Source organism: Candidatus Accumulibacter sp. ACC012 (assembly GCF_907163155.1).
Classification (GTDB): domain Bacteria; phylum Pseudomonadota; class Gammaproteobacteria; order Burkholderiales; family Rhodocyclaceae; genus Accumulibacter; species Accumulibacter delftensis.
The window spans coordinates 193269-218093 of the sequence record NZ_CAJQUC010000007.1; the positions used below are offsets into that span (position 1 = coordinate 193269).

A 24825-nucleotide genomic window follows, 5' to 3' on the forward strand; every position below is an offset into this window, starting at 1 on the left:
CACCTCAATCGGAAGCGAAAATGCTGCCGAGATTATCCATCTTCTCGAGCGCCATACCGCAGCCCCTGGCCACGCAGGTCAGCGGTTCCTCGGCAACAATCACCGGCAGGCCCGTCTCCTCCATCAGCAAGCGATCGAGGTCGCGCAGCAAGGCACCGCCTCCGGTGAGCACCATGCCTTTGTCGGCAATGTCGGCGCCGAGTTCGGGCGGCGTCTTCTCCAGCGCTGACTTGACCGCCGAGACGACGCTGTTCAGCGGTTCGGTAAGCGCCTCGAGGATTTCATTCGAGGAAATGGTGAACTTGCGCGGAATACCTTCCGCCTTGTTGATTCCGGAGACCTCCATCTCGCGCACTTCGGCACCAGGAAAAGCCGAACCAATTCGCTTTTTGATGTTTTCCGCAGTGTTTTCGCCGATCAGCATGCCGTAGTTGCGGCTGATGTAGTTCATGATTGCTTCGTCGAGCTTGTCACCGCCGACACGAACCGAACCGGCGTACACCATGCCGCCGAGCGAGATGACACCCACTTCGGTGGTTCCACCGCCGATATCGACGACCATCGAACCGGTCGGCTCGGAAACCGGCAAGCCGGCGCCGATCGCTGCCGCCATCGGTTCCTCAATCAGAAAGACCTGACTGGCACCGGCACCGATGGCCGACTCGCGAATGGCGCGGCGCTCGACCTGCGTCGAACCCGACGGCACGCAAATGATGATCCGCGGCGAGGGCGAGAGCAGTCGCGAATCATGAACTTTCTTGATGAACTGCTTGAGCATCTGCTCGGTCACCGTGAAGTCCGCGATCACCCCATCCTTCATCGGACGGATGACGGTAATCGCGCCAGGCGCCTTGCCGAGCATTTCCTTGGCCGCCTTGCCGACGGCCTGAATGGTTTTTTTCGAGCTTGGGCCGCCTTCGGTCCTGATGGCGACCACCGACGGCTCGTCAAGAACGATCCCTTTCGAGCGAACATAGATCAGGGTGTTGGCCGTGCCTAGGTCGATGGCGAGATCGTTGGAAAAATAACTGCGCAGGAAACTGAACATGCTGGCGAAATCCGTGATGGCCCCGCAGGGGCTGCGGTGGGAAAAACTTTTATGATACCTTATAAGGCCACCTCGTTTGACACCTTAGTGATTTCCAAACCATGTCGCTCACCTTAGAACAGGTCCGCCGCGTTGCCCACCTAGCCCGCATTGAAATCAGCGACGGCGAGGCGCAGAGCACGCTCGGCCAGCTCAACGAAATTTTTTCCCTGATCGAAGAGATGCAGGCAGTCGACACGCAAGGCGTCGAGCCAATGGCGCACGCTCAGGATGTCGCACAGCGCCTGCGTGCAGACCGCGTCACCGAGTCGGGCCAGAGCGCTCAACGCAGCGCATTCCAGGAGGTCGCGCCGGAAACCGAGGCTGGCCTGTACCTGGTGCCGAAAGTCATCGAATGATCACCGACAGCCTGCAGGCGCTCGCCAGGGCGCTGGCCACGAAAGAAGTTTCCAGCGTCGAGCTGACTCGCCACTACCTTGATCGCATCGCGCGCCACAACCCGCAGCTCAACGCTTTCATCAGCGTCGATGAAGCCACCAGCCTGGCCCAGGCAGGCGCTGCCGACGAGCTTCTGGCGAAGGGCGAAGGTGGCCCACTGACCGGCATCCCGATCGCCCACAAGGACATCTTCTGTGCCCAGGGCTGGTTGACGACCTGCGGGTCGAAGATGCTGAACAACTTTGTCAGCCCCTACGACGCGGCGGTCATCGCGCGCTTCAAAGCAGCCGGCGCGGTGCTGCTCGGCAAGACCAACATGGACGAGTTCGCCATGGGATCGTCCAACGAGACCTCGTTCTACGGACCGGTGAAGAACCCCTGGGATACCACTCGCGTTCCCGGCGGCTCTTCCGGAGGCTCGGCCGCCGCCGTCGCCGCGGGCCTTGCAGCGGCGGCCACCGGCACCGACACCGGCGGCTCGATCCGCCAGCCGGCGGCGCTGTGCAACTTGACCGGGATGAAGCCGACCTATGGCGTCGTCTCGCGCTACGGCATGATCGCCTTCGCCTCATCGCTCGACCAGGCCGGTCCGCTGGCTCGTTCGGCCGCCGACTGCGCCCTGCTGCTCAACGCCATGGCCGGCTTCGACGAACGCGATTCGACCAGCGTCGAACGTCCGCGCGAAGACTACGGCCGCGAGCTCGCTACCGCCGCTGACGAGCGACCGCTGGCCGGTTTGAAGATCGGCCTGCCAGCAGAATTTTTTGACGATGGCTGTAGCCCGGAAGTCATGCAACTGGTCGAAGCGGCGATTGCCGAGTATCGCCAGCTCGGCGCCGAAACGGTCTCTGTCAGTCTGCCCAGCATGCAGCTCTCGGTGGCCGCGTATTACGTGATCGCACCGGCCGAAGCCAGCTCGAATCTGGCGCGCTTCGACGGCGTGCGCTACGGCTACCGAGCGCCCGAGTATCAGGACCTCAACGAGATGTACAGCAAGAGCCGCGCGCAAGGCTTCGGCGCCGAGGTCAAACGGCGCATCCTGATCGGCACCTACGTTCTCTCGCACGGCTACTACGACGCCTACTATCTACAGGCCCAGCGCATTCGCCGCCTGATCGCCAAGGACTTCGCCAAAGCCTTCCAGCAATGCGACGTCATCCTCGGGCCGACCAGCCCGAGCACCGCTTTCAAGCTCGGCGAGAAAGCGGCTGACCCGGTGCAGATGTATCTCTCCGACATCTACACCATTGCCGTCAACCTGGCCGGCCTGCCGGCCCTTTCCATCCCCTGCGGCTTCGCCAGCGGCCTGCCCGCGGGCTTGCAGCTGATCGGTGACTATTTCACCGAAAGCCGGCTGCTCAATGTCGCCCACCGCTATCAGCAGGTAAGCAACTGGCATCTGCAGCGGCCGGCCGGCTTTGACTGAAGCGCGAGTGAGAGTGGGTGCGCCCAGGCGGCGCCAGCTCTCCCCTTTCGCCCACCGGCCGCTGGCCACGGGCGCCGTTATTGAAGAGTGAGTAAGCAGTGATGAAAGCATGGGAAGTGGTCATCGGCATCGAGACGCACGCGCAGTTGTCGACGCAAGCGAAGATTTTCTCGGGCAGCTCGACGGCCTTTGGCGCCGAGCCCAATGTCCAGGCCAATGCCGTCGATATCGCCCTGCCTGGCGTGCTGCCGGTGCTCAATAAGGGCGCCGTCGAATGCGCAATCCGCTTCGGCCTGGCGGTCGGCGCAAAGATCGCCCCACGATCGGTTTTCGCGCGCAAGAACTACTTCTACCCGGACCTTCCCAAGGGTTACCAGATCAGCCAGTACGAACTGCCGGTGGTCGTTGGCGGCCAGCTGGCGATCACGCTGGGTGAGCACGAGCGAGTGGTGAAGCTGACCCGCGCCCACCTCGAAGAAGACGCCGGCAAGTCCTTGCATGAATGCCCTGGGGCGAACTTCCACGGCCGTACGGGAATCGATCTCAACCGTGCCGGGACACCACTGCTGGAGATCGTCACCGAGCCTGACATGCGTTCATCGAGCGAAGCCGTCGCCTACGCCCGCGCGCTGCACGCGCTGGTACGCTGGATCGGTATCTGCGACGGCAACATGCAGGAGGGCTCGTTCCGCTGCGACGCCAACGTTTCCGTTCGCCCGGTCGGCCAGGCCGAGTTCGGTACCCGACGCGAAATCAAGAATCTGAACTCTTTTCGCTTCATGCAGCAGGCCATCGACTACGAAGTGCAATGGCAGATCGCCACTCTCGAAGACGGTGGTGCAATCGAGCAGGCAACCGTCCTCTTCGACCCGCAGAGCGGCGAAACACGCGCCATGCGCTCCAAGGAAGACGCCCACGATTACCGCTACTTCCCGGACCCCGATCTGCTGCCGCTCGTCATCGATCGCCAGTGGGTCGACGAGATCGCTCGGCAACTCCCCGAACTGCCGGCCGCGCGACGCGATCGCCTGGCCGCCGAGTACGGACTCTCAACCTACGATGCCAAACTCCTGACCAGTTCGCTCGAACTCGCCACGTACTACGAAACAGCCGTTGCCGCGGCCGGCAGCGCAGGCGCCAAGGCTTGCGCCAACTGGGTGATGGTCGACCTGACCGCTCGCCTGAACAAGGACGAACGGGATATCAGCCAGTCACCGGTCTCGCCCGAGCAACTCGGCGGCATGGTCGCGCGCATCGTCGATGGCACGATCTCCACCAATATCGCCCGCAAAGTGTTCGACGCTCTCTGCAACGGCGAAGGCAATTCTGCCGACCAGATCATTGCCAACCAGGGCCTGCAGCAGATCACCGACAGTGCTGCGCTGGAAACGCTGATTGACGAACTACTGGCAGCCAATGCGACCATGGTCGGCGAATTCAGGGCCGGCAAGGAAAAAGCCTTCAATGCGTTGGTCGGCCAGGCAATGAAGGCGACACGCGGCAAGGCCAACCCACAACAGGTCAACGCACTGCTACGCAAGAAGCTCGGCTGACCCTGGAGTAGCCCCCTGTCGCGCTGCGCCGCAGGGCCAGCAGCGTACCCGAGCGCTCAGCGCCGTTGTCCGGCCGCCGCCCGCGTCAGAATATCGCGAAAGCGGCGCAAGTCCTCGTCGTACTTGAGGCGAACGGCTTGCTGGTCTTTTCTCTTGGAGTCGATCACCGACTCCTGTGCCCGGATCTCGTAATCCGCATCGCGCAAGCCCTTGGCGATCTCCGCCGGAAGACGCCGATTCTTGTAGAACTCGGCCTCGTTCTCGAACTTCTCGCGACGCTTGCGGATCTCGACGATTCGCTCCTCGGCTGCCTTGATGGCTGTGTCGAGGTCACCCAGAGTGCGGCTACGCATGACCTCGATATCTTTTTCGCTACCGTAGGTATTGAGCAGGGCCTGATCTCTGCGTCTCTGCTCATTCTCGACGCGCTCCCGCTCCTGCCGCAACTTGGCTTCGGCCGCTTTTGCCGCGCGCTCCTCGGCGGTCAGCGGCGCATCGACGACTTTCGCCGTCCTGCCGGATTGTCCGAGTTCGCGATAGGCGCGCCCATAACAGGCCGCTGGCAGGATGTCACCGCAGACCTGCTTGCCCGACTCGTCGTGGCAACAGAAGATCTGCGCGGCGGCGAAACTGGCGCCAGTACCCGCCACCACCAGCGCCATCAGCAAGCCAAAGCTAGCTGCCGCGCGCAACGCCATATTCCTGCCGATAGCGTTCGACCGCCGTCTCGTACTGCGTAAAATCCGGACGGTCATGAAGGAAGGCCAGCAAGTCGTCCAAACTGGCAACGGCGATCACCGGGATATCGTAGTCGCGCCTGACTTCCTGCACCGCCGACAAGGCGCCACGACCACGCTCCATGCGATCGAGGGCGATCACCACGCCACAGGGCGTCGCACCCGCGGCACGGATCAACTCGACCGATTCGCGCACCGAGGTGCCAGCCGAAATGACGTCGTCAACGATCAGAACCTGCCCCGCCAACGGCGCGCCGACAATACTGCCACCTTCGCCGTGATCCTTGGCTTCCTTGCGATTGAACGCGAAAGGCAGGTTGCGGCCGGCACGCGCCAAAGCGACGGCAATCACCGCCACCAAAGGAATGCCTTTGTAGGCCGGCCCAAACAAACAATCGCAGCGGATACCACTGACGTTGATCGCTGTGGCGTAGAATTCCGCCAGCCGCTGCAGCGCCGCGCCGTCATTGAACAGTCCGGCGTTGAAGAAATACGGAGAAAGCCGCCCGGCCTTGGTCGTGAACTCACCAAAGCGCAGCACGTCTTTTCCGACAGCAAAGTCGATGAATTCCTGACGAAAGTCCATACCGCCTTTTCTATGAAACAGGGCCGCTCCCGGCCGGGTGCCCTATGTTACGCATCATTACTCTGAATCTCAACGGCATTCGTTCGGCCTGGCGCAAGGGCGTTCTTCCCTGGGCCGCCGCGCAAAACGCCGACATCATTTGCCTGCAGGAACTCAAGGCGCAGGACGCAGACCTCAGCGAAGAAATGCAGGCCCCTGACGGTTTCCATGCCTACTACCGCTGCGCCGACACGAAGGGCTACAGCGGCGTTGGGCTGTGGTGCCGGAAGAAACCCGAAGGCATCAGCGAGGTTCTCGGCAGCGCCGAGTTCGACGCCGAGGGGCGCTATCTGCGCGCCGATTTTGCCGGCCTGTCAGTAATTTCGCTGTATCAACCGTCCGGATCCAGTTCCGACTTACGGCAAGAAGCGAAATACCGCTTCATGAACTTCATCTACCCGCATCTGCAGGCGCTCGCGTCGAGCGGACGCGAAGTCATTGTTTGCGCTGACTGGAACATCGCCCACCAGGAAATCGACCTGAAGAACTGGCGCGGCAACCGCAAGAACTCGGGATTTCTGCCTGAAGAACGAGCCTGGGTCGGTAGATTGCTGGACGATGAAGGCTGGTGTGACGTCTACCGGCAATTGCACCCGAGCGTTGGCGAAGAAAGCTACACCTGGTGGTCGAACCGTGGCCAGGCCTGGGCCAAAAACGTCGGTTGGCGGCTCGACTATCAGCTCGCCACCCCGGCCATTGCAGCGACTGCCAGAAGCGCAGCCGTCTATAAGGAGCAGCGTTTCAGCGATCACGCACCGCTGACCATCGACTACGATTTCGACCTCGATCGGCCGCGCCCCTGAAGTCCGCCGCGACGGCCATGCCCTACCCTCGCGCCGCAGGACAAAGCTTGCCTGCCGGGCAGCGTGCATTGATCTTGGCCGCCTAGTTCTATAATCTGACGGGTTCATGAGTGCTCGCTTCCTGTCCCACGATCGCTCTTCGCTCTTCGCTCTTCGCTCTTTGCACTTCGGTCTCTCCTCTTCCTGCCCCCCACCGAAGCATTCCCTTTTCGCCATCACTTCCTACTGCGAGGTCCACCATGCCCGACGTCAACAGCGAACTTTCCACCGACAGCAAACAGAAACTCGTCTCCGACATGAAAGTCGTGGTTTCTCACGCCGAGGAGCTCCTGCGCGCCACCGCTGGCGTTGCCGACGAGAAGATGAACGACCTGCGCGAGCGCATTGGCCAGAGCCTGCGCGACGCCAAGCTGCGCCTGGCCGATGCTGAAGGGGCACTGGTCGACAAGACCAAGGCCGCCGCACGGGCCACCGACGACTTCGTGCACGAGAACCCGTGGCGCGCCGTCGGCGTCGCGGCCGTCGTCGGCCTGCTGCTCGGTGCCATCATCAGTCGCCGCTAGGGTTTGCCCCGCGCCATGAGCGACACGACTGTCAGCGCGGGAAGGACTGGCAGGGGCCTGTTCACCGGCGCCCGAGACGGTGCGCTCACGCTACTCGGCAGCGGGCGGACGCGGCTGGAACTCCTGGGCAATGAACTCAAGGAGGAAAAGCTGCGCGCCGTCCGCCTGTTGCTCTGGTCGCAGATCATGGTGTTCTGCCTGGCGCTTGGCACGATACTGCTGGTGGCTTTGCTGCTCGCCGTGTACTGGGAGTACCGAGTCGTCCTCCTGGCCTCGAGCGGGGTGCTGTTCATTGCCTGCAGCGGTCTGGCCTACGTCGCTCTACAGCGGAGCATGCGTCGACCCGAGCACCTCTTCGCCGCCAGCCTCGCCCAGCTTGAAGAGGACCTTCGCCAACTGAAACAGGCAGCCGGCGATGAATCAAGAACTGATTGAGCTGGCCATCGAGCGCGGCCGACTGATCGAACGTATCAGCAATCAGCGTCAACTGCTGGCCCGGGAACTGCAGCCGCTAGGCGATGCTCTGCAAACCGCCGATCGCGCCACTGCCACCGTGCGCACTGGCACCACTTACGTCAAGCAACACCCGGAAATCGTCGCCCTTGGTATCGCTGTGCTGATCGTCGTCAAACCGGCCCGCGTCTGGCGCTGGAGCAAACGCGGCTACTTCGCCTGGCGTGCCTTCGGCACGCTGCGCAGACAGTTGACCGATCTCGGCTTGCTCGCTGGCCAACGACCCTAGCCTGCCGTTCCACCGTCACTGCCAGACACCAAGGCCCAGCAGCTGCTTGCTGGCGACTTCCGCCCAGCCGCGGTTGGCCGCCGGACTGGCCGGACTCGGATGCAGTACGCGGCCGATCCTGACGCCGCTCCCGGCCAGAGCCGCGCTCGCCCGCGCCTCGGCGAAGGCGCCCACACCGATAACCCATTGCGGCTGCAAAGCGACGACCAGTGCCTGCAGATGCTCGTCGCAAGCCGAACGCACGGCCGTCGCCTCGTCGGCGGGCAGCTTGTCCGGGGTGAGATTGCGGCCGCGCTCAAAGAAAGCCAGCGGGCAATAGTTGGCGACGAAGTGTTCGGCGAAAAAGCGCTCGGCGCTACCGAAGCGCTCGCGGAACAGTCCCCACAGGCGTCGCCCGCTGACCTCGGAACGTGTGCAGGCGAAGCCTTCGATCGGCCGCCAGGGATTCTCCAGCGCCGGTGCTTGCACTTCGGCGACAATCCCCAGCCAGTCGCGCACCGCCGCAATCTCGCCGAAAGGCACGCCACACTGCACCATCCCGAAAGGTCCGGGATTCATGCCCAGGAACACTACCCGCCGGTGGCCAGCCGCGTAGCGACGCAGGTACATCTCGTGCGCTGCCCAGGCATAGGTCAGCGGATCATAGGTGTGACTGACCGGCGGCGCGAAGCGCAGCACGGCCAGTCTTGCCGACAACTGCCGGGCAGCAGCAATCAGGGTCTCGGCGACGCTGGTGTCTCGTTCCATGGGGCGACCTTCAACAACAGCAGCATGCCCGGCAAGGCCAGCCCGAAGCACAGAAAGAAAAAACTGACCCAGCCCAGCGACTCGACCAGCGCACCCGCGGTGGCGTTGATGAAGGTCCGCGGAACGGCCGCCAGGCTGGTAAACAAGGCAAACTGGGTGGCTGTGAACGCCGGATTGGTGGCGCGCGCGATGAACGCCGTGAACGCCGCCGTGCCCAGACCGACGCCCAGATACTCGGCAGCAATGACGCTCGCCAGAGCCAGCCGATCGATGCCTTCTATGCTCGGCTGCGCGCCGCGCCATGCCAACCAGGCGAAACCGAGAATGGTCGCCATCTGCACCACGCCGAACAACCACAGGGCGCGATTGATGCCCAGGCGGACCATCCACAGACCGCCGAGCAGACCGCCGAATACCGCCGGCCAGAGGCCAGCATGTTTGGCGATCACGCCGATGTCGGTCATGCTGTAGCCGAGGTCGAGGTAGAACGGCGTCGACAGGCTGGTGGCCAGCGAATCGCCAAGCTTGTAGAGAAAAATGAAACCGAGGACCAGCATCGCCCCCTGCCAGCCCTTGCGGCCAATGAACTCGTGAAAAGGCTCGACGACCGCCGCGCGCAGGGTCTTTGGCGCCGCTACCGCCAGCGGTTCGGCGACCAGCAGCACCATCACCATCCCCGGCACCATGAAAGCGGCGGTGATCCAGAACACCTGCGCCCAGGGAATCAGGTCGGCAAGAATCAGCGACAGCGATCCCGGCACCAGTCCGGCGATCCGGTAGGCATTGACATGCACGGCATTGCCCAAGCCGAGTTCGTCGTCGCGGAGAATCTCGCGGCGAAAGGCATCCAGGGCGACATCCTGTGTCGCCGAAAGAAAGGCCAAGGCCACCGACAGCCAGATCACGGGTGTCAGATCGATCGCCGGGGAAAAGCCGCCGAGCAGACCGATCGCCAGCAGCAGACCGATCTGCGAGAGCAGCGTCCAGCCGCGCCGGCGGCCGAGTGGCAGGCGATAGCGATCGAGCAACGGTGCCCAGAGAAATTTCCAGGTGTAGGGAAACTGGATCAGCGCGAAGAAACCGATGACCTTGAGGTCGACACCGTCGCTGCGCAGCCAGGCCGGCAGCAGATTCAGCAGGAGGTAGAGCGGCAGGCCCGAACTGAAACCGGTGAACACACAGATCAGCATCCGCCGCGTCAGCAGCAGGCGCAGCCAGTCAGGCGTCAAGATCTGCGTCCGAGCCGATAGAAAGCCAGGCTGCCATTGAGGTTCGAGTCGTCGGCCACCTCCCGGCCAGCCTCGTCGAAAGCCAGACGCTCGCGAATCTCGATGCCGAGCCGGCCACACAGGTCTTCGAAATCGACGATCGTGAAAAAGCGCACGTTCGGTGTATCGAACCAGTCGTAGGGCAGATCCTCGGACACCGGCATGTGCCCGGCGGCAATTGCCGCGCGGTTGCTGCGATAGGCGAAGTTGGGGAAACTGACCACCGCTTCGGCGGCGACGCGCAGCATCTCGGTGAGAATGCGCTCGGTGGTGTGCATCGTCTGCAAGGCCTGTGAAATGATGGCCCGATCGAAGGAATGATCTTCGAAACCGAGCAGCCCCGATTCGATATTCATCTGGATCACATCGACGCCGTTGCGAATGCAGGCGAGAACGCTTTCCGGGTCGATTTCGACGCCATAGCCGGTCACATCACGAGTCTCGTCGAGATAACGCAGCAGCCTGCCGTCGCCGCAACCGAGGTCGAGAACGTGCTCGCCGGGTTGCAACCAGCTGGCGATCACCGCGAAGTCGAAGCGCTCGCGTTGCTCGGCCTTGACTCTCCTCTCGTGCTCGGTCATACGGCGATGTTTCCCAAATAGGCGCGCAGCAGGGCATGGTAGTGCTGATCGTCGAGCAGGAAGGAATCGTGACCGGCGTCGCAGTCGATCTCCGCGTACACGACGCGCAGGCGATTATCCAGCAGCGCAAAAACGATTTCCCGCGAACGCGCCGGCGCAAAACGCCAGTCGGTCGAAAAACTGGCGACGAAGAACCTCGCCTTGGCGCGTGCCAGAGCACTCGGCAGATGGCCGGCATAGGCGTAAGCGGGGTCGAAGTAGTCGAGCGCCTTGGTCATCATCAGATAGGTGTTGGCGTCGAAGAAAGCGGCGAATTTATTGCCCTGGTAGCGCAGGTAGGACTCGATTTCGAAGTCCACGTCGTAGCTGAACTTGTGCTCGCCATGACGCAATTGCCGGCCGAATTTCTCGGCCATCTGGCTATCCGAAAGATAGGTGATATGGCCGACCATGCGCGCCAGCCGCAAGCCGCGCGTCGGCAGGACGCCGTGCTCGGCGTAGTAGCCGCCATGAAAGTCCGGATCGGAAATGATGGCCTGCCGTGCCACCTCGTTGAAGGCGATATTCTGTGCCGACAGCTTGGGCGCCGAAGCAATGACCATCGCGTGGCGAATGCGATCGGGGAACTGCAAAGACCATTCGAGCGCCTGCATGCCACCGAGGCTGCCGCCGAGCACTGCCGCCCACGTGTCGATGCCGAGATGGTCGGCCAGTCTGGCCTGCGCTGCCACCCAGTCCTCGACGGTGATCAGGGGGAAATCAGCGCCGTAGCGCTTGCCGGTCTCGGGCCTGATCGACAGCGGGCCGGTCGAACCGTAGCAACCGCCCAGGTTGTTGACCCCGATGACGAAGAACTTGTGGGTATCAAGCGGCTTGCCGGGCCCGACCAGGTTGTCCCACCAACCGATGTTCTCGGGATCGTCAGCATAGAAGCCGGCGACGTGATGGCTGCCAGCCAGCGCATGGCAGACCAGCACGGCGTTGGAATGTTCGGCGTTGAGCGTGCCATAGGTCTCGTAGGCCAGCTCGAAACCGGGTAGCACGGCGCCGCTCTTCAGTGTCAGCGGGGTATCGAAGCGCACGCGCTGCGGCGTAACGAGTCCGACAGAGTTCTCTGGTGACATCGCGATCGTAGGTGTACCCGAGGCAGGAGAAAAAAAACCCAGTCAGCTAGCAAGGCGGACTGGGCGTGCCGCGCTTTAGCCGTATTTATAAGGCGCCCGCAAGCTGATCGTTCAAATCGGCGCCAAGGCCGCGAAAGTTACCTGCAGCCTGGGAAAAAGTCAATTCAGGCGTTGAGTTTCTCCAGTTGCTCGCGAATTTTCCCGGGCTCCTCGTGGCGCAACAGGCGGCGAACGATGGGCGCCAGCTCCGCACAGTTGCTCTGCATGATGCATTGCTTGACCGACAGGATCTGCGCTGGATGCATCGAGAACTGGCGCAGTCCCATGCCCAGCAGCAGGCGCGTCAGCAGGGGGTCGCCGGCCAGCTCGCCACAGATCGAAACCGGGATATGCACCTTTTCGGCACTGGCGATGGTGTGCGCCAGGAGCATCAGGACGGCCGGATGCAGTGGATCGTAAAGGTGTGCCACCTGCTCGTCGCTGCGATCGATGGCCAAGGTGTACTGGATCAGGTCATTGGTCCCGATCGACAGGAAATGCAGGCGGCGCAGAAAGAGTCCGACGGCCAGCGCCGCCGCCGGGATCTCGATCATCGCCCCGACTTCGATCTCCTCGTTGAAGGGGCAGTTCTCGCTGCGCAGGGTCGCCTTCGCGCGCTCGATCGCCGCCAGTGTCTGGTCGATTTCGTGCGCTTGCGAAAGCATCGGAATCAGCAACTTGATCTTGCCGAACTGCGATGCGCGCAGGATGGCGCGCAACTGCGTCTGGAACATTTTCGATTCGGCCAGCGACAAGCGGATCGCGCGCAAGCCAAGCGCCGGATTGCTTTGCATGCGATCGCCGACCACTTTCCCCGGATGCAGGTCCTTGTCGTAACCGAGATCGAAAGTACGGATGGTGACCGGACGCCCGCCCATTCCCTTGACCACCGTTCGGTACGCTTCGAACTGCTCGTCTTCGGTCGGCATGTCGCCGCGATCGAGAAAAAGGAATTCGGTGCGAAACAGACCAATGCCTTCGGCGCCGCCGTCGAGCGCGTTGGCGACGTCGCCCGGCAGTTCGATATTGGCGTGCAGCGCAATATCGACGCCATCGAGCGTCGACGACTTGGCCGTCTTGAGACGCCTGAGCTTGGTGCGTTCGAGCTCGATCTGACTTTTTCGCAGGCGATACTCGTCGAGGATGCGCGCATCGGGGTTGACGATCAGCACGCCGCGCGTACCGTCGACAATCAGGTTTTCCTTGTCGTGAATCAGTTGCCGGGCATTGTGCAGGCCAAGCACCGCCGGAATGCGCAGGCTGCGCGCGAGAATCGCGGTATGCGAGGTCGAGCCGCCGACGTCGGTGACGAAGGCGGCGACATGATGATCCTTGTAGGCGATGACGTCAGCCGGCGAGAGATCGTGAGCAACGATTATCAGATCTTCTTCCTTGACCCCCTTGCTGGTCCGTAGCGCCACCCGGCCCGGCTGGCCGACGAGTTCCTTGATCACCCGTTCGACGACCTGGCGCACGTCGTAGCTGCGCTCGCGCAGATACTGATCTTCAAAGCTCTCGAACTGACCGACCAGCACTTCCATCTGCTGCACCAGCGCCCATTCAGCATTGCAGCGGCGCTCGCGAATCAACTGCTTGGGAGTGTCGGCGAGTTCCGGGTCGGCGAGGATCATCGTATGCAGGTCGATGAAGGCGCCGAATTCGCCCGGCGAATTGTGCATGCGCTCCTTCAGGCTGGCGAACTCCTCGTGAACCCTGAGCAGTGCCTCCTCGAAGCGCGCCACCTCTTTTTCTACCAGACGAGGCGCGATAACCAGGTGCGACACCTCGAGTGTCGCGTGCGACATCAGATGCGCCCGCCCAATCGCGATGCCGCCGGAAACCGGCAGCCCGTGCAAGGTAAAACTCATAAGGGGTGTACTCGATTCACTCCGCTTCACTCCGTTTCACCAAACCGGTCGGCGACCAGCGCGAGAATGGCATCGCTGGCCGCCTGTTCGTCACTGCCCGTGGTTTCGACGAGCACTGTCGAACCTTTGCCTGCAGCCAGCATCATCACCCCCATGATGCTCTTGGCGTTGATGCGGCGCGCCCCCTTTTCCATCCACACTTCGCTGTCGAAACTGCTGGCGAGCTGCGTCAACTTGGCCGAGGCACGCGCGTGCAGGCCCAGTTTGTTAAGAATTTCCGTTTCAGCACGTACCATCCAGGCCTCCGATCATCGTCAGCGACTAGGGCGTCGGCAGCTTCATCACACCATCGTGAGCACCGCTGACGGCTTTCTGAAGAAGAGTGTCCATGTCCTTGTCGCGATAGGTCAATGGCGCTCAGGGGCAGCAGGCATCGTATCGGGTCAGTTGAGGCCGAACCCCGCTTCGACGACGTGGCGCGGACTGGCGCAATTTAAGGCGCCAGTTGGCCGGCGTCGCGCCGCAAAAATGTCGTCATTAGCACGACCACCCGGCCACATCAATCTCCCGCTGGCCTCCGTCGAGACTTCGCTTGTAGCAGGCAAGCGTGCGACCCTAAAGATGCGCCGGATATCGATGGCGATCATTCCTGCGGGTGTGGCGACCCCATCCGGGGATTGTGTGCGATTCCGTGGGCTGGACGCTTGTTGAGGGGGGCGAGTCGTCGAGCTTGACAGACATTCTGAATCAGATGCTTTCCGCCAAAGCACCGTGCGTTATCAGAAGACTGTTCCGATGTCATTCGCCCGCCATCATCAAGAACATGGCTGGGCATCTAAGCGATTCCTCGCCGCCGGGCACTGCCCACATGTCTCTCACGGAGTCGTCTCCGGGAAGGACTTCGAGCGACGCGGCTGGCCGCCAAGGTAGTCAAGCCGATGCGGTGCAGCGGCGAGCGGGGACTGACTTCTGAACCTGCCCCTTGCCCCAAATACGAGCCCTGATTACCTCTCCGCAGCTGTCTAGCTGACGCGCCAGGCGCGCCATCTGGACAACAGGTCAATGAATAAAGCAAGGGCTTGGAGGCACGTACAGAGAGCGTGTCCTGGTCTCGGCTATCGGGGCGTGCGCCGATCAGCACGCGCAGCGCCTCGTGTGCTGTCACGCGGGCTGAGGCGCTACGGCGGGTCGAGGCAGGTTTGTGCTGTAGCGGCCGGCCCTGTCGATTCCTCGAAATAGCGCTGGTAATGCGCCAACAAGAAGTGCCATTCGCCCTCGCCATCGTCGATGTTCGACCGTCGCCACGCGGACACCGGCTGGTCGCGGTGGCTGGTACCTCATCATCTCCGCGCTCCGAAAAAGCCCCCACCCCGCCGCGCGCTCCGCCCTCTTCCTGGCCGATGTCGGTCGGGGCAGCACATTGCCTGCCAATATTGGATCAATGTCTTTTGCTACGAATACGCCCTGCGCCTTGAGGCGTTTGTCTCGCTGCGTGGCGGTCTCCAGCTCCACGCCCTTGAGTAGCCACGAATCCATCGCCAGGTCTCGGGTGTTGGCGGCTATCTGACCATTGGAGCTCGGTTGATGGGGGGAGTTGGGCATGTGCTGCGACAAACCGCCGCTGGCAGCCGCTCGCAGGCCGTCCAGGCGTTATGCGGCGTCCGGCAAGCCTCCGGTCAAATCGTCGGACTGAAACCCCACGAGCCGCGATCAACGGCTGGCGATCGCCGGGGTCGAAAAGTCCCTTCGTCTGAGGTCAGCGAGAAACGCTGCGCGTGGAGCCTAGTCGGCCGGCGCATTTCGCGGCGTCAACGACGCGCGTCGCGGGTCGGCGGCCAGGGTCCATGCATTGTGCAGGCCGCTCAGCTTTCGGAAGGTCTGGCAGGCGTGATAGGGCGACAGGGCAGACGGTCGTAACTCGGCGCAGCACGGCTGCGGCGCCGGCGGACGTGCCGTTCGCCACACTCGGGAACGACTTCGGCATGCAAATCTCGACACGGGTACGGTCAGGGAAAATCGAAAGCCTGCTGCTGGTGGCACGGCGCCGGCTTGCGACAGGCAGGCAGAGGCAAGCCAGCGCGAAAAGGAGTAAGTGGGGGGGGGGGGGGGGGCTAGGCGGCAGCTTCGCACATCACGTTCCACTTCCGCATCCAACAAATTCGGCCGCGTCAAGGCCCGGTCTGGCCTCGCGATTTCGCGATTCACTTCGGGCTGGTGATGTTGATCTCATCTGGTCAGCCAGTCGCCGATGACGTGCGAGATCGCGGGGTACGAAAAACAACCGGTCGCGCTCGCCAGCACTGGCGCCAGCGTGGTCAGGCTGATTTCGCGGTCTGCGCGCACTCATTTCGCGCGACAGCATCGCCATGCGGCCCGCCGACGGCAGATGGCCGCGCGTCTCGCCGGGCTTGGTATGGCGGTCGGCCAGGCAATAGGTAACGACTTCCGGGCCACCAGATACGATCAGGATGCGCCTAGTCACCTGTCTGTCTGATCTCCGGAATATAGCGCGTGCGCCCATGATCTACGGGCAGCACGCATGGTGGGTCAGGGTCTCGATGATCACGTTGCGATTCGGGTCGCCTCGTGACGTGGCTATCACGAAAAACTCGTCGCTGCCAGCCCATGGGGCCATCGAGGTCGTTTGATGATCGTATCCCGCATCGGTCGACAAACGCCTGGATCAGGCGCCGGCAGACGCGCCACCCACGCCGGGGACCGCAACAGTGCGAAACTCGCATGCGCGAGCAACGTTTCTCTGCGAATGATCGCGCTCGTCGCGGCAAGCGGCATTGAACGCGCGCTCACTCGGCCATGCGGCGGGCTCCTTCAGGCAGCAACCATGTACGGTCATTCGTAACATGGGCTGTCGAAGGGGCGGATCCCTTACTGCGGCAATTCCGTCACGGCGGCGCAATCGTCGCAAGACGCAACGACATGGCAGATCAACCTCACGTAACCTGTCATCGTCGGTCAGGGAGTCGATTTGCATTTCTCAGATGCATCTCCGCCTCGCAGAATCACACCGCGTGGCAGGCGCTCGACCAGTGGATCGCTGACTGGCTGTACTGGGCCGGCACACACCGAATTACCGCGTTCCGGCGGGCCTGCGTCGGGCGCGCCATCAAAGTGCTATGCTGGTGTCTTTGTACGCTTCAGCGAGGGCAAGGGATCGACGACGAATGCTAAACGCATGCGAGTTGCTCGGCTCCATGGGGTGCCGTTTGTTCTGAAAGTCTCGAACATCCGCGGGCTAGTTTTGCTCAGCCGGCGACGACCGGCGCGTCGGCGTGACACGATTCGGCTCGCCTGGGCCGGCAAGCAACGTGGAGGCTTGCGATCCGCGATGCTTACACGGCAGCCACTGCAGGGGAAGGTACGGAAGAGCTCGGGAAGGGTCGGCGATCTGTTCGAGGCTGCGCTGGGGTAAACAGAAATCGACCTACGTCGCAGCGAAGCCGATGTCGCCCAATTCGACGGCTGTTCGAAGGGGGCTCGCCGCAAAAAAAGCAGCGCCACCACTGTCGACGCCCGGATTACGTGGGAAAATCGCCAGTAAGCCGAGCCATCGTAGTGGCTTGGTCAGCGATGCAGCGAAGAACGGCTGGCGACGACGCGTCATGTGTTTGTTTTTTACATAGTACCGCGTTCCTCTCTGGCGGCAGGCTGATGATAGCCACGCCGCTCCACTGCCACTCAGTTGGACTCAATCGAAGGACCTGATTCGGCGCCGCGATCAGACAAGCTCGGGCTTGTGCGCGCAGCAGCCCGCGGGCGGCGGCGTCGATCCGGGTGGCACCATCAGGCACCGCCGGTGCGTCCAGTGCGGTCACGCGTCGGCCGAGGCAGACAAAGCTGGGCGGTTAGCGCGTAGGCCGCGCATTGGGCGTACAGATCGCGTCGGCAGCAGACACCTGCACGCAACGCTTGACGAAGGCGATGCGCTGCAGTTGGGTTCAAAGCGTAGTCACTCTGCTGCTTAAACAGCAGAAGTGCCCTGCTCGCTTTCGAACGAAGTGGGGAGGCTCGCTCCCACTGGAGTCCTTCTTCGCCAGGCGCGGCCAGTCCGATCTGTCGACAGAGCACACTTCGCTGCGCGGCTAGCGCGTACTGCGCGAAAAATGGTCGGGGCGTTGCAAAACCGCCAGGATCGCGCATCTGGGTGTGACCTCGTCAAAAGGGGGCGCGATGTCGCCTCATGTCGTACTAAAACAAAAAAAAAAAGAAGATCGGTGATCGTTCTCGGGGCCGCATGCAGCAAGCGATTGAGTGCTGGCACCGGTCGCCGAAGTCGCCTTGAGCAGGATCACTTGGCGTGATGAATACCAGTTCACGGCCGGTGCCCGGTCGTCCAGATGTCCGCAGGCTACTTCTCGATGAAGAACACGATAAAATATTGGGCGGGTCGCAGCAGCCACGAGGCACGCTATGTCTGTTCCAAAAAAGCGCGCGTCTCGGCAGGCAACCTGTCCTGATATGCGCACGAGTATGGTGGGTTGCCGATGATGGTGCGAAAGCCTCGTTTTCTGCCGGTCAGCGCAAAGAAGGTCCATTAGCCCGTCGCCCGCGGGGGGCGCATGGCCGTGGCATGCGATCTCGATGCCCAGCGGCAAAGGAAAATGCTGTGCAGGGAAAGCAACGGGGGGGGGGTCGCCACAGGGCCGATCGCGTTTTGCACCCGTCCGCGGTTGCGGACCAGCGCCAGCATCGGCCTCGGACTATCGCCGGCGGGTGAAGGCACCTGCCCCAGATGCCCGCTGTACATCGTAGTCGGGCTGGCGCATATGGTGGGGTGGACATCACTGTCCACCGAGCCACCCCGGTCGGCCAGCACGACGCTCTGCATCAACGTTCGGCTCCGCAGGGGGCAATTACGCGGTAAGCGGTCGAAATGCTTGTTCGCACCGGCGCGCCGTCTATGCAATCGATTGCGAGCTGATCGCCAGGTACCAGGGCGGGTATTGTTGGCCGCGTCCACATTCTATTGACCGCGTTTCCTTGAACATGAAAAAAAATTCCGGGTAGTTGCTTCGGAGAACACCCCTGCTGTTTCAGGCAGTTTGGGCCGCAGCGCGTGATCGGGCTCGGTCAATGGGCGGCAGGCGAGCGAAAACTGGCGACGGATCCTGCGCCAGTACAAAGTCTGCCGCTACAGCTTCACGCCGTTTCGCCTGACTGATCGTGGGCAGGTCACTCCCGGGCACCGTGCCGTTCGTAATAAGCTATCACATCAAATCTTGTGATTGGCGCCGATAGCTTCCACTCGTTGTCACGCCAAGCAGCTCTTCAGGGCAAGGCTACTCAAGTGCTACTCGACAAGGCCATACGCCAAGCAACAGGCATCGCCCTGGTCAAGACTGCTGTTCGGCTTCATACATGTCTGCTGTCGCGTTGGTCCTCAATCACGTTTCGCGATAGGGCCTCCAGCGTTCACGTTAGTGATCTGCCTCACCGGCGAACGCACTGGCGGGCGGGCGCTGGCCTGATGTGTTCGAATTCTCGTAAAGCAGCGTCTTTGGCCGGCTGCTTGCGCGCGTCGATTCCGCGATCGTCACCCTAACGTCTCGGTTCTAGGGTGAGCACCACCGCGCGCCGGGTCGATTGCGTCGCGTGGCAGGCGTCGATGATCTGGACGGCCCTTGCGCTGCCAGGCGGCTTCATCTGTTCGAGCGGGAGAAATCAGCCAGGCGGCCGTCTTCCGAATAGTGCCGCCAATGATCCTGGCTCTCTGCTCCAGGTTCATGCGGCGGGCAGATCGCGCCTCCGTCTTCGACGGGGCTGAGGAAAGCCTTGGCCTCTTCTGCGCGAGACGAGGGCAGATCGTCCATACTTGGGCTAGATGAGCCTGCCCCGAAGTCTTGTCCCCCGCGCGATCAGGGCAATTGCTCGTCGGGGCCGGCCTAGTGCATCACACTGCGCAAATCCTGCCGTCTCCCCAGCTGCGACGAAGGACGACAGGGGCGCCCGCCATGCACGTGCGCATCGGCAGGCTGGCCATGACTGGCGAACAGTGGTAGGCGCGGCCTCTGTATAAAGAGAGTAGGATGGGTCAGCGCAGCGAGTCGACGAACGACCTCCTAGGCCGAACCGGCAGGCGGGTGCGCCGTCCTTGAACAGCACCGCCCGTAGAGGCGCAGGCTGTGCCCTGGCAACCCGTGCCCAGTACCTTTCTCGGAAATGATCACGTCCCGGCCTCGTGCGGTCGGACGGCCGGCCGCTTCCCGCGCGCGAAAGCGTGGACAGCGTCGGTTTCGATGATCGTCCGCGCCGCGTCCGCCGTGCTTTTGGCTCAGCATCGCCTTGATTTCCGACTCCCGGATCAGCGGCTAGCCGGCGCCAAGCAGCGTGGTCACTTCCGAGCAGCTTCAGCAAGCCCTCGCTTTCACCCGGTCGCAGCTTGGCCAGCTTGCCTGCTGCGATGCGGATTCCCTCGAGTCGCGTCAACTGGTCGCAGGCGGTATTTGCGAGGATATCCTCGGCCTGCGCGATCTGGGGGGGGGGGGGGGGGGCGGCCGAGAGGATGAAGCGCGCGATCTAGCGCTGTCCTTGGGTGCGTCGGATTCGCGGATGATTCGGGATCAGCTTCGCGATGTTCAAGGAAGACGTATGGCCGGTCCTTCCCCGAGAATATGGATATCGGTCTGTCGGCTTTATGCACAGCGAATCTCGGTGCGTCTGTCGGTAGACCGTCCGCATGAACGGAAAGTATCAACACTCATCCATCATGGTCGAGCGCATCAGCGATATTCTGGGCACGGGCCCGGCGGCGATCCGATGCCGATTCCTCGCCTACCTGTTGTGGGCGCCGGAGGTTTCGTAGGGCTGTATTGCGCGAGGGCAGCATGGCTGCACCCGAAGTCCTGGCGGTCGGATGCGCGAACTGTGCTCGAGTTCGAAACCAGCCGGATGTCGTCATCCTTGCCCGACTCGTCGCGTTGCGGCTGTCGAGCTGGCGAGGTTGTCCATCAGTGGGGCGTGCTTGTGCAGCTGGGCCCACCGACTGTCGACGGCGCTTTCTATTCCGCGGCGCGGCTGCGGGTCTGGGCAGAGGCGCGTCGATTATTGGCGGAGTAGCATTGCTCCTTGGCCGATGAGGACGGAGCCCGGTGGCAGGCCGGTGAACACCAGTGGGCCAGGCGGCGCTCGGCGCGGCGCTCATTTCTTCGGATCATCTGTAAGCGCGCTCGCCACTCCACGCGCAGGGCTGCCGCGGGCCCTGGATATAGCTAGCGGCATCTATGCGGGGGGCGGAGAAATGATTCTGGCGGGCGCCACCTGCGGGATAATTCGGTCGCAGGGGCGACGCCGTTCGAGAGTTCGTCGACGGCCAGCCGCCAGGCGACCGGATGCTCCGATCTTAGTAGAATGGCTCGCCGCGGCGACGAGCTCGCGTCAGGTTGTGCGCCGGCATTTCCGGTGGCCATGAGCCGACGGGATTCCGGCCGACGGATCTAGCGTTGAGGCAAACAGGAAAGGCAGGGCATGCGCGGCAGTAAGGCGGCGGTTCTTGACGAAAGAGCCTTGTAGTTGGGCAGGAATTCGACCGTGGGCCTTCGCCCAGAATTCGCCAGCAGCAGCTCGGGTGGGGGGGGGGGGGGAAGGGGGGGGGGGATTCGGTTCCGTCCGGCGCGCTTCGGTGTTAGCGCATCGCTGGCCTAGGCGGTTGTCGTCCAGTCGCGCGAACAGGGTCGATTGCCCTGCCCGTCGACCTAGCGGATAGGGCGTGTCAGGCATGAAGGCCGGCTGCGCCGACGCGCACGCATCGCGTCGGGGGGGGGGTAGCGCCGAGGTATCACCATGCGTGTGGTACTTGCCGTATGACGTTCGCCAACTGAGCACGTCGGTCTCGACTTGACCAGCTTTGGGCGGTCGCTGGGCCGACAGCGTCGATTCTTGTCGCATACGCACCACAGACCCGGCGCTGGGGCTACAAAAAAAAAAAAAAAAAAAAAAAAAAGAAGTCGGCTTCAGCCGCGCGTCCTTGACGTCGCGGCGATGCGCAGCTGCCGCTTGACAACGGCAATCGCGACTCGAGTAGTCGCGTCGCACGCCGAGTCGTGGGCTAGCAGGATGCTGTCGTCACCATCGGCCGCATCAGGCCATCACTGCCGGCGCTGGCTGGGTGTCGCCATTCACCTGGCGGCAACGGCGGCGACGCTTTGGCGTCGGCGGTGTTTCGGCAAACAGGTCTGGGCTCGAGTGTCCCTTGATCACGTTCGGCTTTACCCTCATCAATGTGCGGCACTCGATCAGCGCGCCAATTGTCTGCGGGCAGTCCAGCTGCCGGCGCCGACGCCGCGGACTCGTCTCTTGCCCATCAACATGTGCGATCACCGCGGGCTTGCGCCTCGGCGCGCTGCCCGGCTATGCGGATGCGCGCACAGGCTGCCGCGTGTGGGGACACTGTGGTCTCCCAGAGTTGTCTCGACTTGCATTTCGCCCAGGCCCTATGAGCGCGAGATACGCAACGCGCATCCGGCTTGATGCGCTCGGAGTGCGCAGCCGATCGAGGGTCGCCGCGCGTTCGTCGCTATCGAGGGTGCTTACAAACTTGCGTGGCGGCATTCTTGCTCCTGGCCGGGAACTGTCGAGAGGCGAAACAGCGGCGGTTGCGGCAAGTGCAAATGCCGCTGGCAATTCAGCTTTCGGGAAATGACGGTAGAAAAGGGGCGTGGGGGCACGAGCATGAACGCGATTGCGAGCCATCGACGTCGGCACTCGTCATGATCAGACACGGCACCACCATTGGGCCGTAACGCAGGCAGATTGTTCAATACGCGTTGGGGGGGGGGGGGGGGGGGGCGTCGTGTCGGCGCTCACTGCCGATTGCGGATCGATGCCGCAGGGACAACGCAATGTCAATGCACCTCGCGGTTGGCGAATGGCAAGGCTGCTCGCATCGCCCCACTCCTCAGGTATTCAGGAGTGCACCTTGCTCGCGCAGTCGGGCAGGATGTCAGCCCCTGGCAGCCCTCATTCGGCGCACCGATTCGCCGAACTCGCCGGCGGAATCGGTCCTGTCGATGCGAGATAAGAGTCAGTTCTTTGCGGGGTTGCGCGTGTCCTTCGGCTCTGGCAATGGAAGCTTGCGCTTCGGCAGAATGGCCACGCCGCGACTGCTGCGTTCTCGACATTTTTGCTGGTCGCGGTCTCGACGAACGCGCTCGTGTCCGCGGCACGGATGGCCATGATCGGGTGATCTTTCTGGCCAGATCCGAGATGTTCGTTGGATGCCACAATTTCCAGGGGGTCACAGCAGCATGGCCGGCGCCTAACCAAGCGGCCACCGCGTCGCGCGAATTCAGTGCGGCACACCCTTGTTACTGTGCCTCTGAAAGCGAGGGATCGAGTGGGTTCATTCGCAGCTGCGCGAGCACTAAGCTGGCGGCGTGAAAAGACGCTTCGAGCGTCGCGGGCCAGTTGTGACGGCCCTTGGGCATTCTAGGGGCGGCATGGTGATCGCAAAACTGCTGTTCATAACCGCGTCCAGCTTCGCCTGCCGAAAAGAAAAAAAAAAAGGGAAGAAAAAAAAAAAAAAAAAAAAAGAAAAAAAAAAAAAAAAAAAAAAACATAGGACCGGCCTTCGTGCGTACTCGTCCGAGGGTGTCGGATATCAGGTTGACGTCGGATTCGGCGGCCGCCTAGGTTCTGCGTGCGGCTGTCCAGCCAATCGCCATAGCTCTGCGCCGCGAACGCGACGCGGAAAGTTCTCTCGTCGCCCTTGGCGCATACTTCCGCCGCTGAAAACCGGGGCGTCGAGCCATTTACGGTCGCCGATCGATCTGCTCGCTGCAGGTCTGCAGCTATGGCCATCGCGAAACAGCCATTCATTCATAATACTCCGCTGCACGCTGCCGCCCTCGACGCTCAGTGCAATCCCTGCAGACTGCTCGATGCAGCAGCACGTTCCTTGCTGCGCAGCATGGCGTTCGAGCTGGGGGCGTTCAGGCGGATGCATGCGGCGTAAGGTCGCAGAAACTCGGCGTCGGCGTGCGGCATGCGCGCAGCCGGGTACTGCGCGTGCCGGGGCTGGTTTCTTTTGTGGGCGCATCGCCGACCCGCTGCATCGTGCTCGATCACGTTACCGGGTGGGGCCCGCGAAAGCCATGTCGAGGCGCGCCGCCGTCGGCGGGCTACGCAGCCTCGACTTCGAGCCAGCGTCGAACAGCTGGCGTTGGTCACCGGGACGAAACGCCCTTCCCGTGCAGAGCCAGCCCGAGAATTCGATACGCCGATTCGTCGCTCATTAAAATCCCTTGTTGAACTTGCCGCCCGCGTGGCGGAACCGGTGAACAACCACCGTCGACCGTCGGCACCTGTTCGAGGCGATGAATCTCGACACGGAATACCGGCGTCCCTCAGTCGTCTCTCGACACTGACCGGATTGGTCGCTGTGGGCCGGGTCCCCGTGATGCGTTTGCAGAAGCCGCCCAGACGCCTGCGTCGGCGGCATTGTCGGATCGGCTTCCTGGATGATAGTGCAGGGGGCTAATCGATGCGCGTTATTAACATCCCGTAGCGATGGCGCACCGCTCCAGCCGGTCGCTTGATGAACGGCGATCGATTCCCCCCTGCGGTGTAGCTTCATTACAGTGATTTCTCCCGAGCATAGCCGCCCGGCGTCGTGGGGCGCGGGCGGTCAGGGAGCTTTGTTCGGGTGGCGCAAGCCTGCGTCGCAGCAGGTTCTGTGGCCGGCCCTGGCGGCAGCCTGCCAGCTGCCGCTCTGCGGCCGGGGGCAAAAAAGCAGCCGGAAGAGAAGCCTGCCGCCCATGGGCGTATTCGAGCTGCGGAGTGTACTACCAATCCCGGGGCGAAGGCAATCGATCTGCGCTCGGGGAGCGCCTTTTCTCATCAATGGCCGCTCTGTGTCTGGCGCTGCCGCCTTACGCCGGCTCCGCTCCGCCAGGCCAGGGCATCGTCGCGGCAGATCGCATCGCCCGGTAAAATCTGCGAAGCGCATGATGGATGGCGTCGGATTCATCAGATCCCGCCGACGATCCGCCTTGCGGCCAGCCGGTAGTTCATCACCGGACGGTCGGAGGAAGCTGGTTCAGATTCATGGCTAGGGCGCTCGGAACGAGGCGCTGGCCTTGCGGGCTCCGCCTTCCGGCAAGCGTATGGCAGGACTGTGCCCACACGGGTGAAGAAGAAATCCGATGCTACGCTTGAAGGCGGTCTCCACGCTCGAACCAGCCTCACTAAATGGCTCTGCGGCAGATTTTGGGGGTTGTTGCTCGGATGTGTCCAACCACGGTGAGCTGGC

17 protein-coding genes and 1 riboswitch are annotated in these 24825 nt (G+C 62.6%); of the genes, 7 read left to right on the forward strand and 10 right to left on the reverse strand.

Annotation, left to right across the window (positions count from 1 at the left end; genetic code table 11):
• Nucleotides 1–4: 4 nt before the first annotated feature.
• Nucleotides 5–1048 carry a rod shape-determining protein gene (locus tag QZ648_RS09585; protein ID WP_291996852.1) on the reverse strand — a complete coding sequence of 348 codons (1044 nt, stop codon included), beginning with the start codon at nucleotides 1046–1048 and terminating at the stop codon, nucleotides 5–7.
• Nucleotides 1049–1149: 101 nt separating this feature from the next.
• On the opposite strand from QZ648_RS09585, the gene gatC reads away from it, so the two are divergent.
• The 3 genes from gatC to gatB all read left to right on the forward strand — a co-directional run bounded on the left by gatC (nucleotide 1150) and on the right by gatB (nucleotide 4465).
• Nucleotides 1150–1446: an Asp-tRNA(Asn)/Glu-tRNA(Gln) amidotransferase subunit GatC gene (gene gatC / locus QZ648_RS09590; RefSeq protein ID WP_169066794.1), complete on the forward strand. Its 297-nt coding sequence runs from the start codon at nucleotides 1150–1152 to the stop codon at nucleotides 1444–1446.
• Complete coding sequence (gene gatA / locus QZ648_RS09595) at nucleotides 1443–2912, forward strand: Asp-tRNA(Asn)/Glu-tRNA(Gln) amidotransferase subunit GatA (RefSeq protein ID WP_169066795.1); 1470 nt, start codon at nucleotides 1443–1445, stop codon at nucleotides 2910–2912. The genes gatC and gatA overlap by 4 nt, the downstream gene beginning before the upstream one ends.
• Nucleotides 2913–3013: 101 nt before the next feature.
• Nucleotides 3014–4465 carry an Asp-tRNA(Asn)/Glu-tRNA(Gln) amidotransferase subunit GatB gene (gene gatB, locus QZ648_RS09600; protein ID WP_291996853.1) on the forward strand — a complete coding sequence of 484 codons (1452 nt, stop codon included), beginning with the start codon at nucleotides 3014–3016 and terminating at the stop codon, nucleotides 4463–4465.
• A 56-nt stretch (nucleotides 4466–4521) separates the two neighbouring features.
• Here the strand turns inward: gatB and QZ648_RS09605 are convergent, their stop codons facing one another.
• Together QZ648_RS09605 and pyrE are read right to left on the reverse strand one after the other, a co-directional pair.
• Nucleotides 4522–5157: a hypothetical protein gene (locus tag QZ648_RS09605; protein WP_291996854.1), complete on the reverse strand. Its 636-nt coding sequence runs from the start codon at nucleotides 5155–5157 to the stop codon at nucleotides 4522–4524.
• Nucleotides 5141–5788, reverse strand: coding sequence for an orotate phosphoribosyltransferase (gene pyrE / locus QZ648_RS09610; protein ID WP_169066798.1), 648 nt, complete (start codon nucleotides 5786–5788; stop codon nucleotides 5141–5143). The genes QZ648_RS09605 and pyrE overlap by 17 nt, the downstream gene beginning before the upstream one ends.
• A gap of 44 nt (nucleotides 5789–5832) precedes the next feature.
• On the opposite strand from pyrE, the gene QZ648_RS09615 reads away from it, so the two are divergent.
• The 4 genes from QZ648_RS09615 to QZ648_RS09630 all read left to right on the forward strand — a co-directional run bounded on the left by QZ648_RS09615 (nucleotide 5833) and on the right by QZ648_RS09630 (nucleotide 7935).
• Nucleotides 5833–6630, forward strand: coding sequence for an exodeoxyribonuclease III (locus tag QZ648_RS09615; RefSeq protein WP_291996855.1), 798 nt, complete (start codon nucleotides 5833–5835; stop codon nucleotides 6628–6630).
• A gap of 239 nt (nucleotides 6631–6869) precedes the next feature.
• Nucleotides 6870–7193 carry a DUF883 family protein gene (locus QZ648_RS09620; RefSeq protein ID WP_169066800.1) on the forward strand — a complete coding sequence of 108 codons (324 nt, stop codon included), beginning with the start codon at nucleotides 6870–6872 and terminating at the stop codon, nucleotides 7191–7193.
• 15 nt (nucleotides 7194–7208) lie between these two features.
• Complete coding sequence (locus QZ648_RS09625) at nucleotides 7209–7628, forward strand: phage holin family protein (protein ID WP_169066801.1); 420 nt, start codon at nucleotides 7209–7211, stop codon at nucleotides 7626–7628.
• Entirely contained in the window at nucleotides 7609–7935 is a 327-nt protein-coding gene (locus tag QZ648_RS09630) for a YqjK-like family protein (RefSeq protein WP_169066802.1), read from the forward strand. The genes QZ648_RS09625 and QZ648_RS09630 overlap by 20 nt, the downstream gene beginning before the upstream one ends.
• A 15-nt stretch (nucleotides 7936–7950) precedes the next feature.
• Here the strand turns inward: QZ648_RS09630 and QZ648_RS09635 are convergent, their stop codons facing one another.
• The 7 genes from QZ648_RS09635 to QZ648_RS09665 form a co-directional block, all read right to left on the reverse strand.
• Nucleotides 7951–8682: a uracil-DNA glycosylase family protein gene (locus QZ648_RS09635; protein ID WP_291996856.1), complete on the reverse strand. Its 732-nt coding sequence runs from the start codon at nucleotides 8680–8682 to the stop codon at nucleotides 7951–7953.
• Entirely contained in the window at nucleotides 8649–9872 is a 1224-nt protein-coding gene (locus QZ648_RS09640) for an AmpG family muropeptide MFS transporter (protein WP_291996865.1), read from the reverse strand. Before QZ648_RS09640 ends, QZ648_RS09635 begins: the two co-directional genes overlap by 34 nt.
• A gap of 35 nt (nucleotides 9873–9907) precedes the next feature.
• Nucleotides 9908–10531, reverse strand: a complete 624-nt coding sequence (metW, locus tag QZ648_RS09645) for a methionine biosynthesis protein MetW (RefSeq protein WP_169066804.1) — start codon at nucleotides 10529–10531, stop codon at nucleotides 9908–9910.
• Nucleotides 10528–11655 carry a homoserine O-acetyltransferase gene (locus QZ648_RS09650; protein ID WP_291996857.1) on the reverse strand — a complete coding sequence of 376 codons (1128 nt, stop codon included), beginning with the start codon at nucleotides 11653–11655 and terminating at the stop codon, nucleotides 10528–10530. The genes metW and QZ648_RS09650 overlap by 4 nt, the downstream gene beginning before the upstream one ends.
• Before the next feature lie 58 nt (nucleotides 11656–11713).
• A riboswitch (SAM riboswitch) is annotated at nucleotides 11714–11788 on the reverse strand.
• A 31-nt stretch (nucleotides 11789–11819) separates the two neighbouring features.
• Nucleotides 11820–13562 carry a phosphoenolpyruvate--protein phosphotransferase gene (ptsP, locus tag QZ648_RS09655; protein WP_169066806.1) on the reverse strand — a complete coding sequence of 581 codons (1743 nt, stop codon included), beginning with the start codon at nucleotides 13560–13562 and terminating at the stop codon, nucleotides 11820–11822.
• Nucleotides 13563–13588: 26 nt separating this feature from the next.
• Complete coding sequence (locus QZ648_RS09660) at nucleotides 13589–13858, reverse strand: HPr family phosphocarrier protein (RefSeq protein ID WP_291996858.1); 270 nt, start codon at nucleotides 13856–13858, stop codon at nucleotides 13589–13591.
• A 9571-nt stretch (nucleotides 13859–23429) separates the two neighbouring features.
• The gene (locus QZ648_RS09665; protein WP_291996859.1) at nucleotides 23430–23561 is read right to left on the reverse strand and encodes a hypothetical protein; all 132 of its coding nucleotides are present in this window, start codon (nucleotides 23559–23561) and stop codon (nucleotides 23430–23432) included.
• Nucleotides 23562–24825: the final 1264 nt, after the last annotated feature.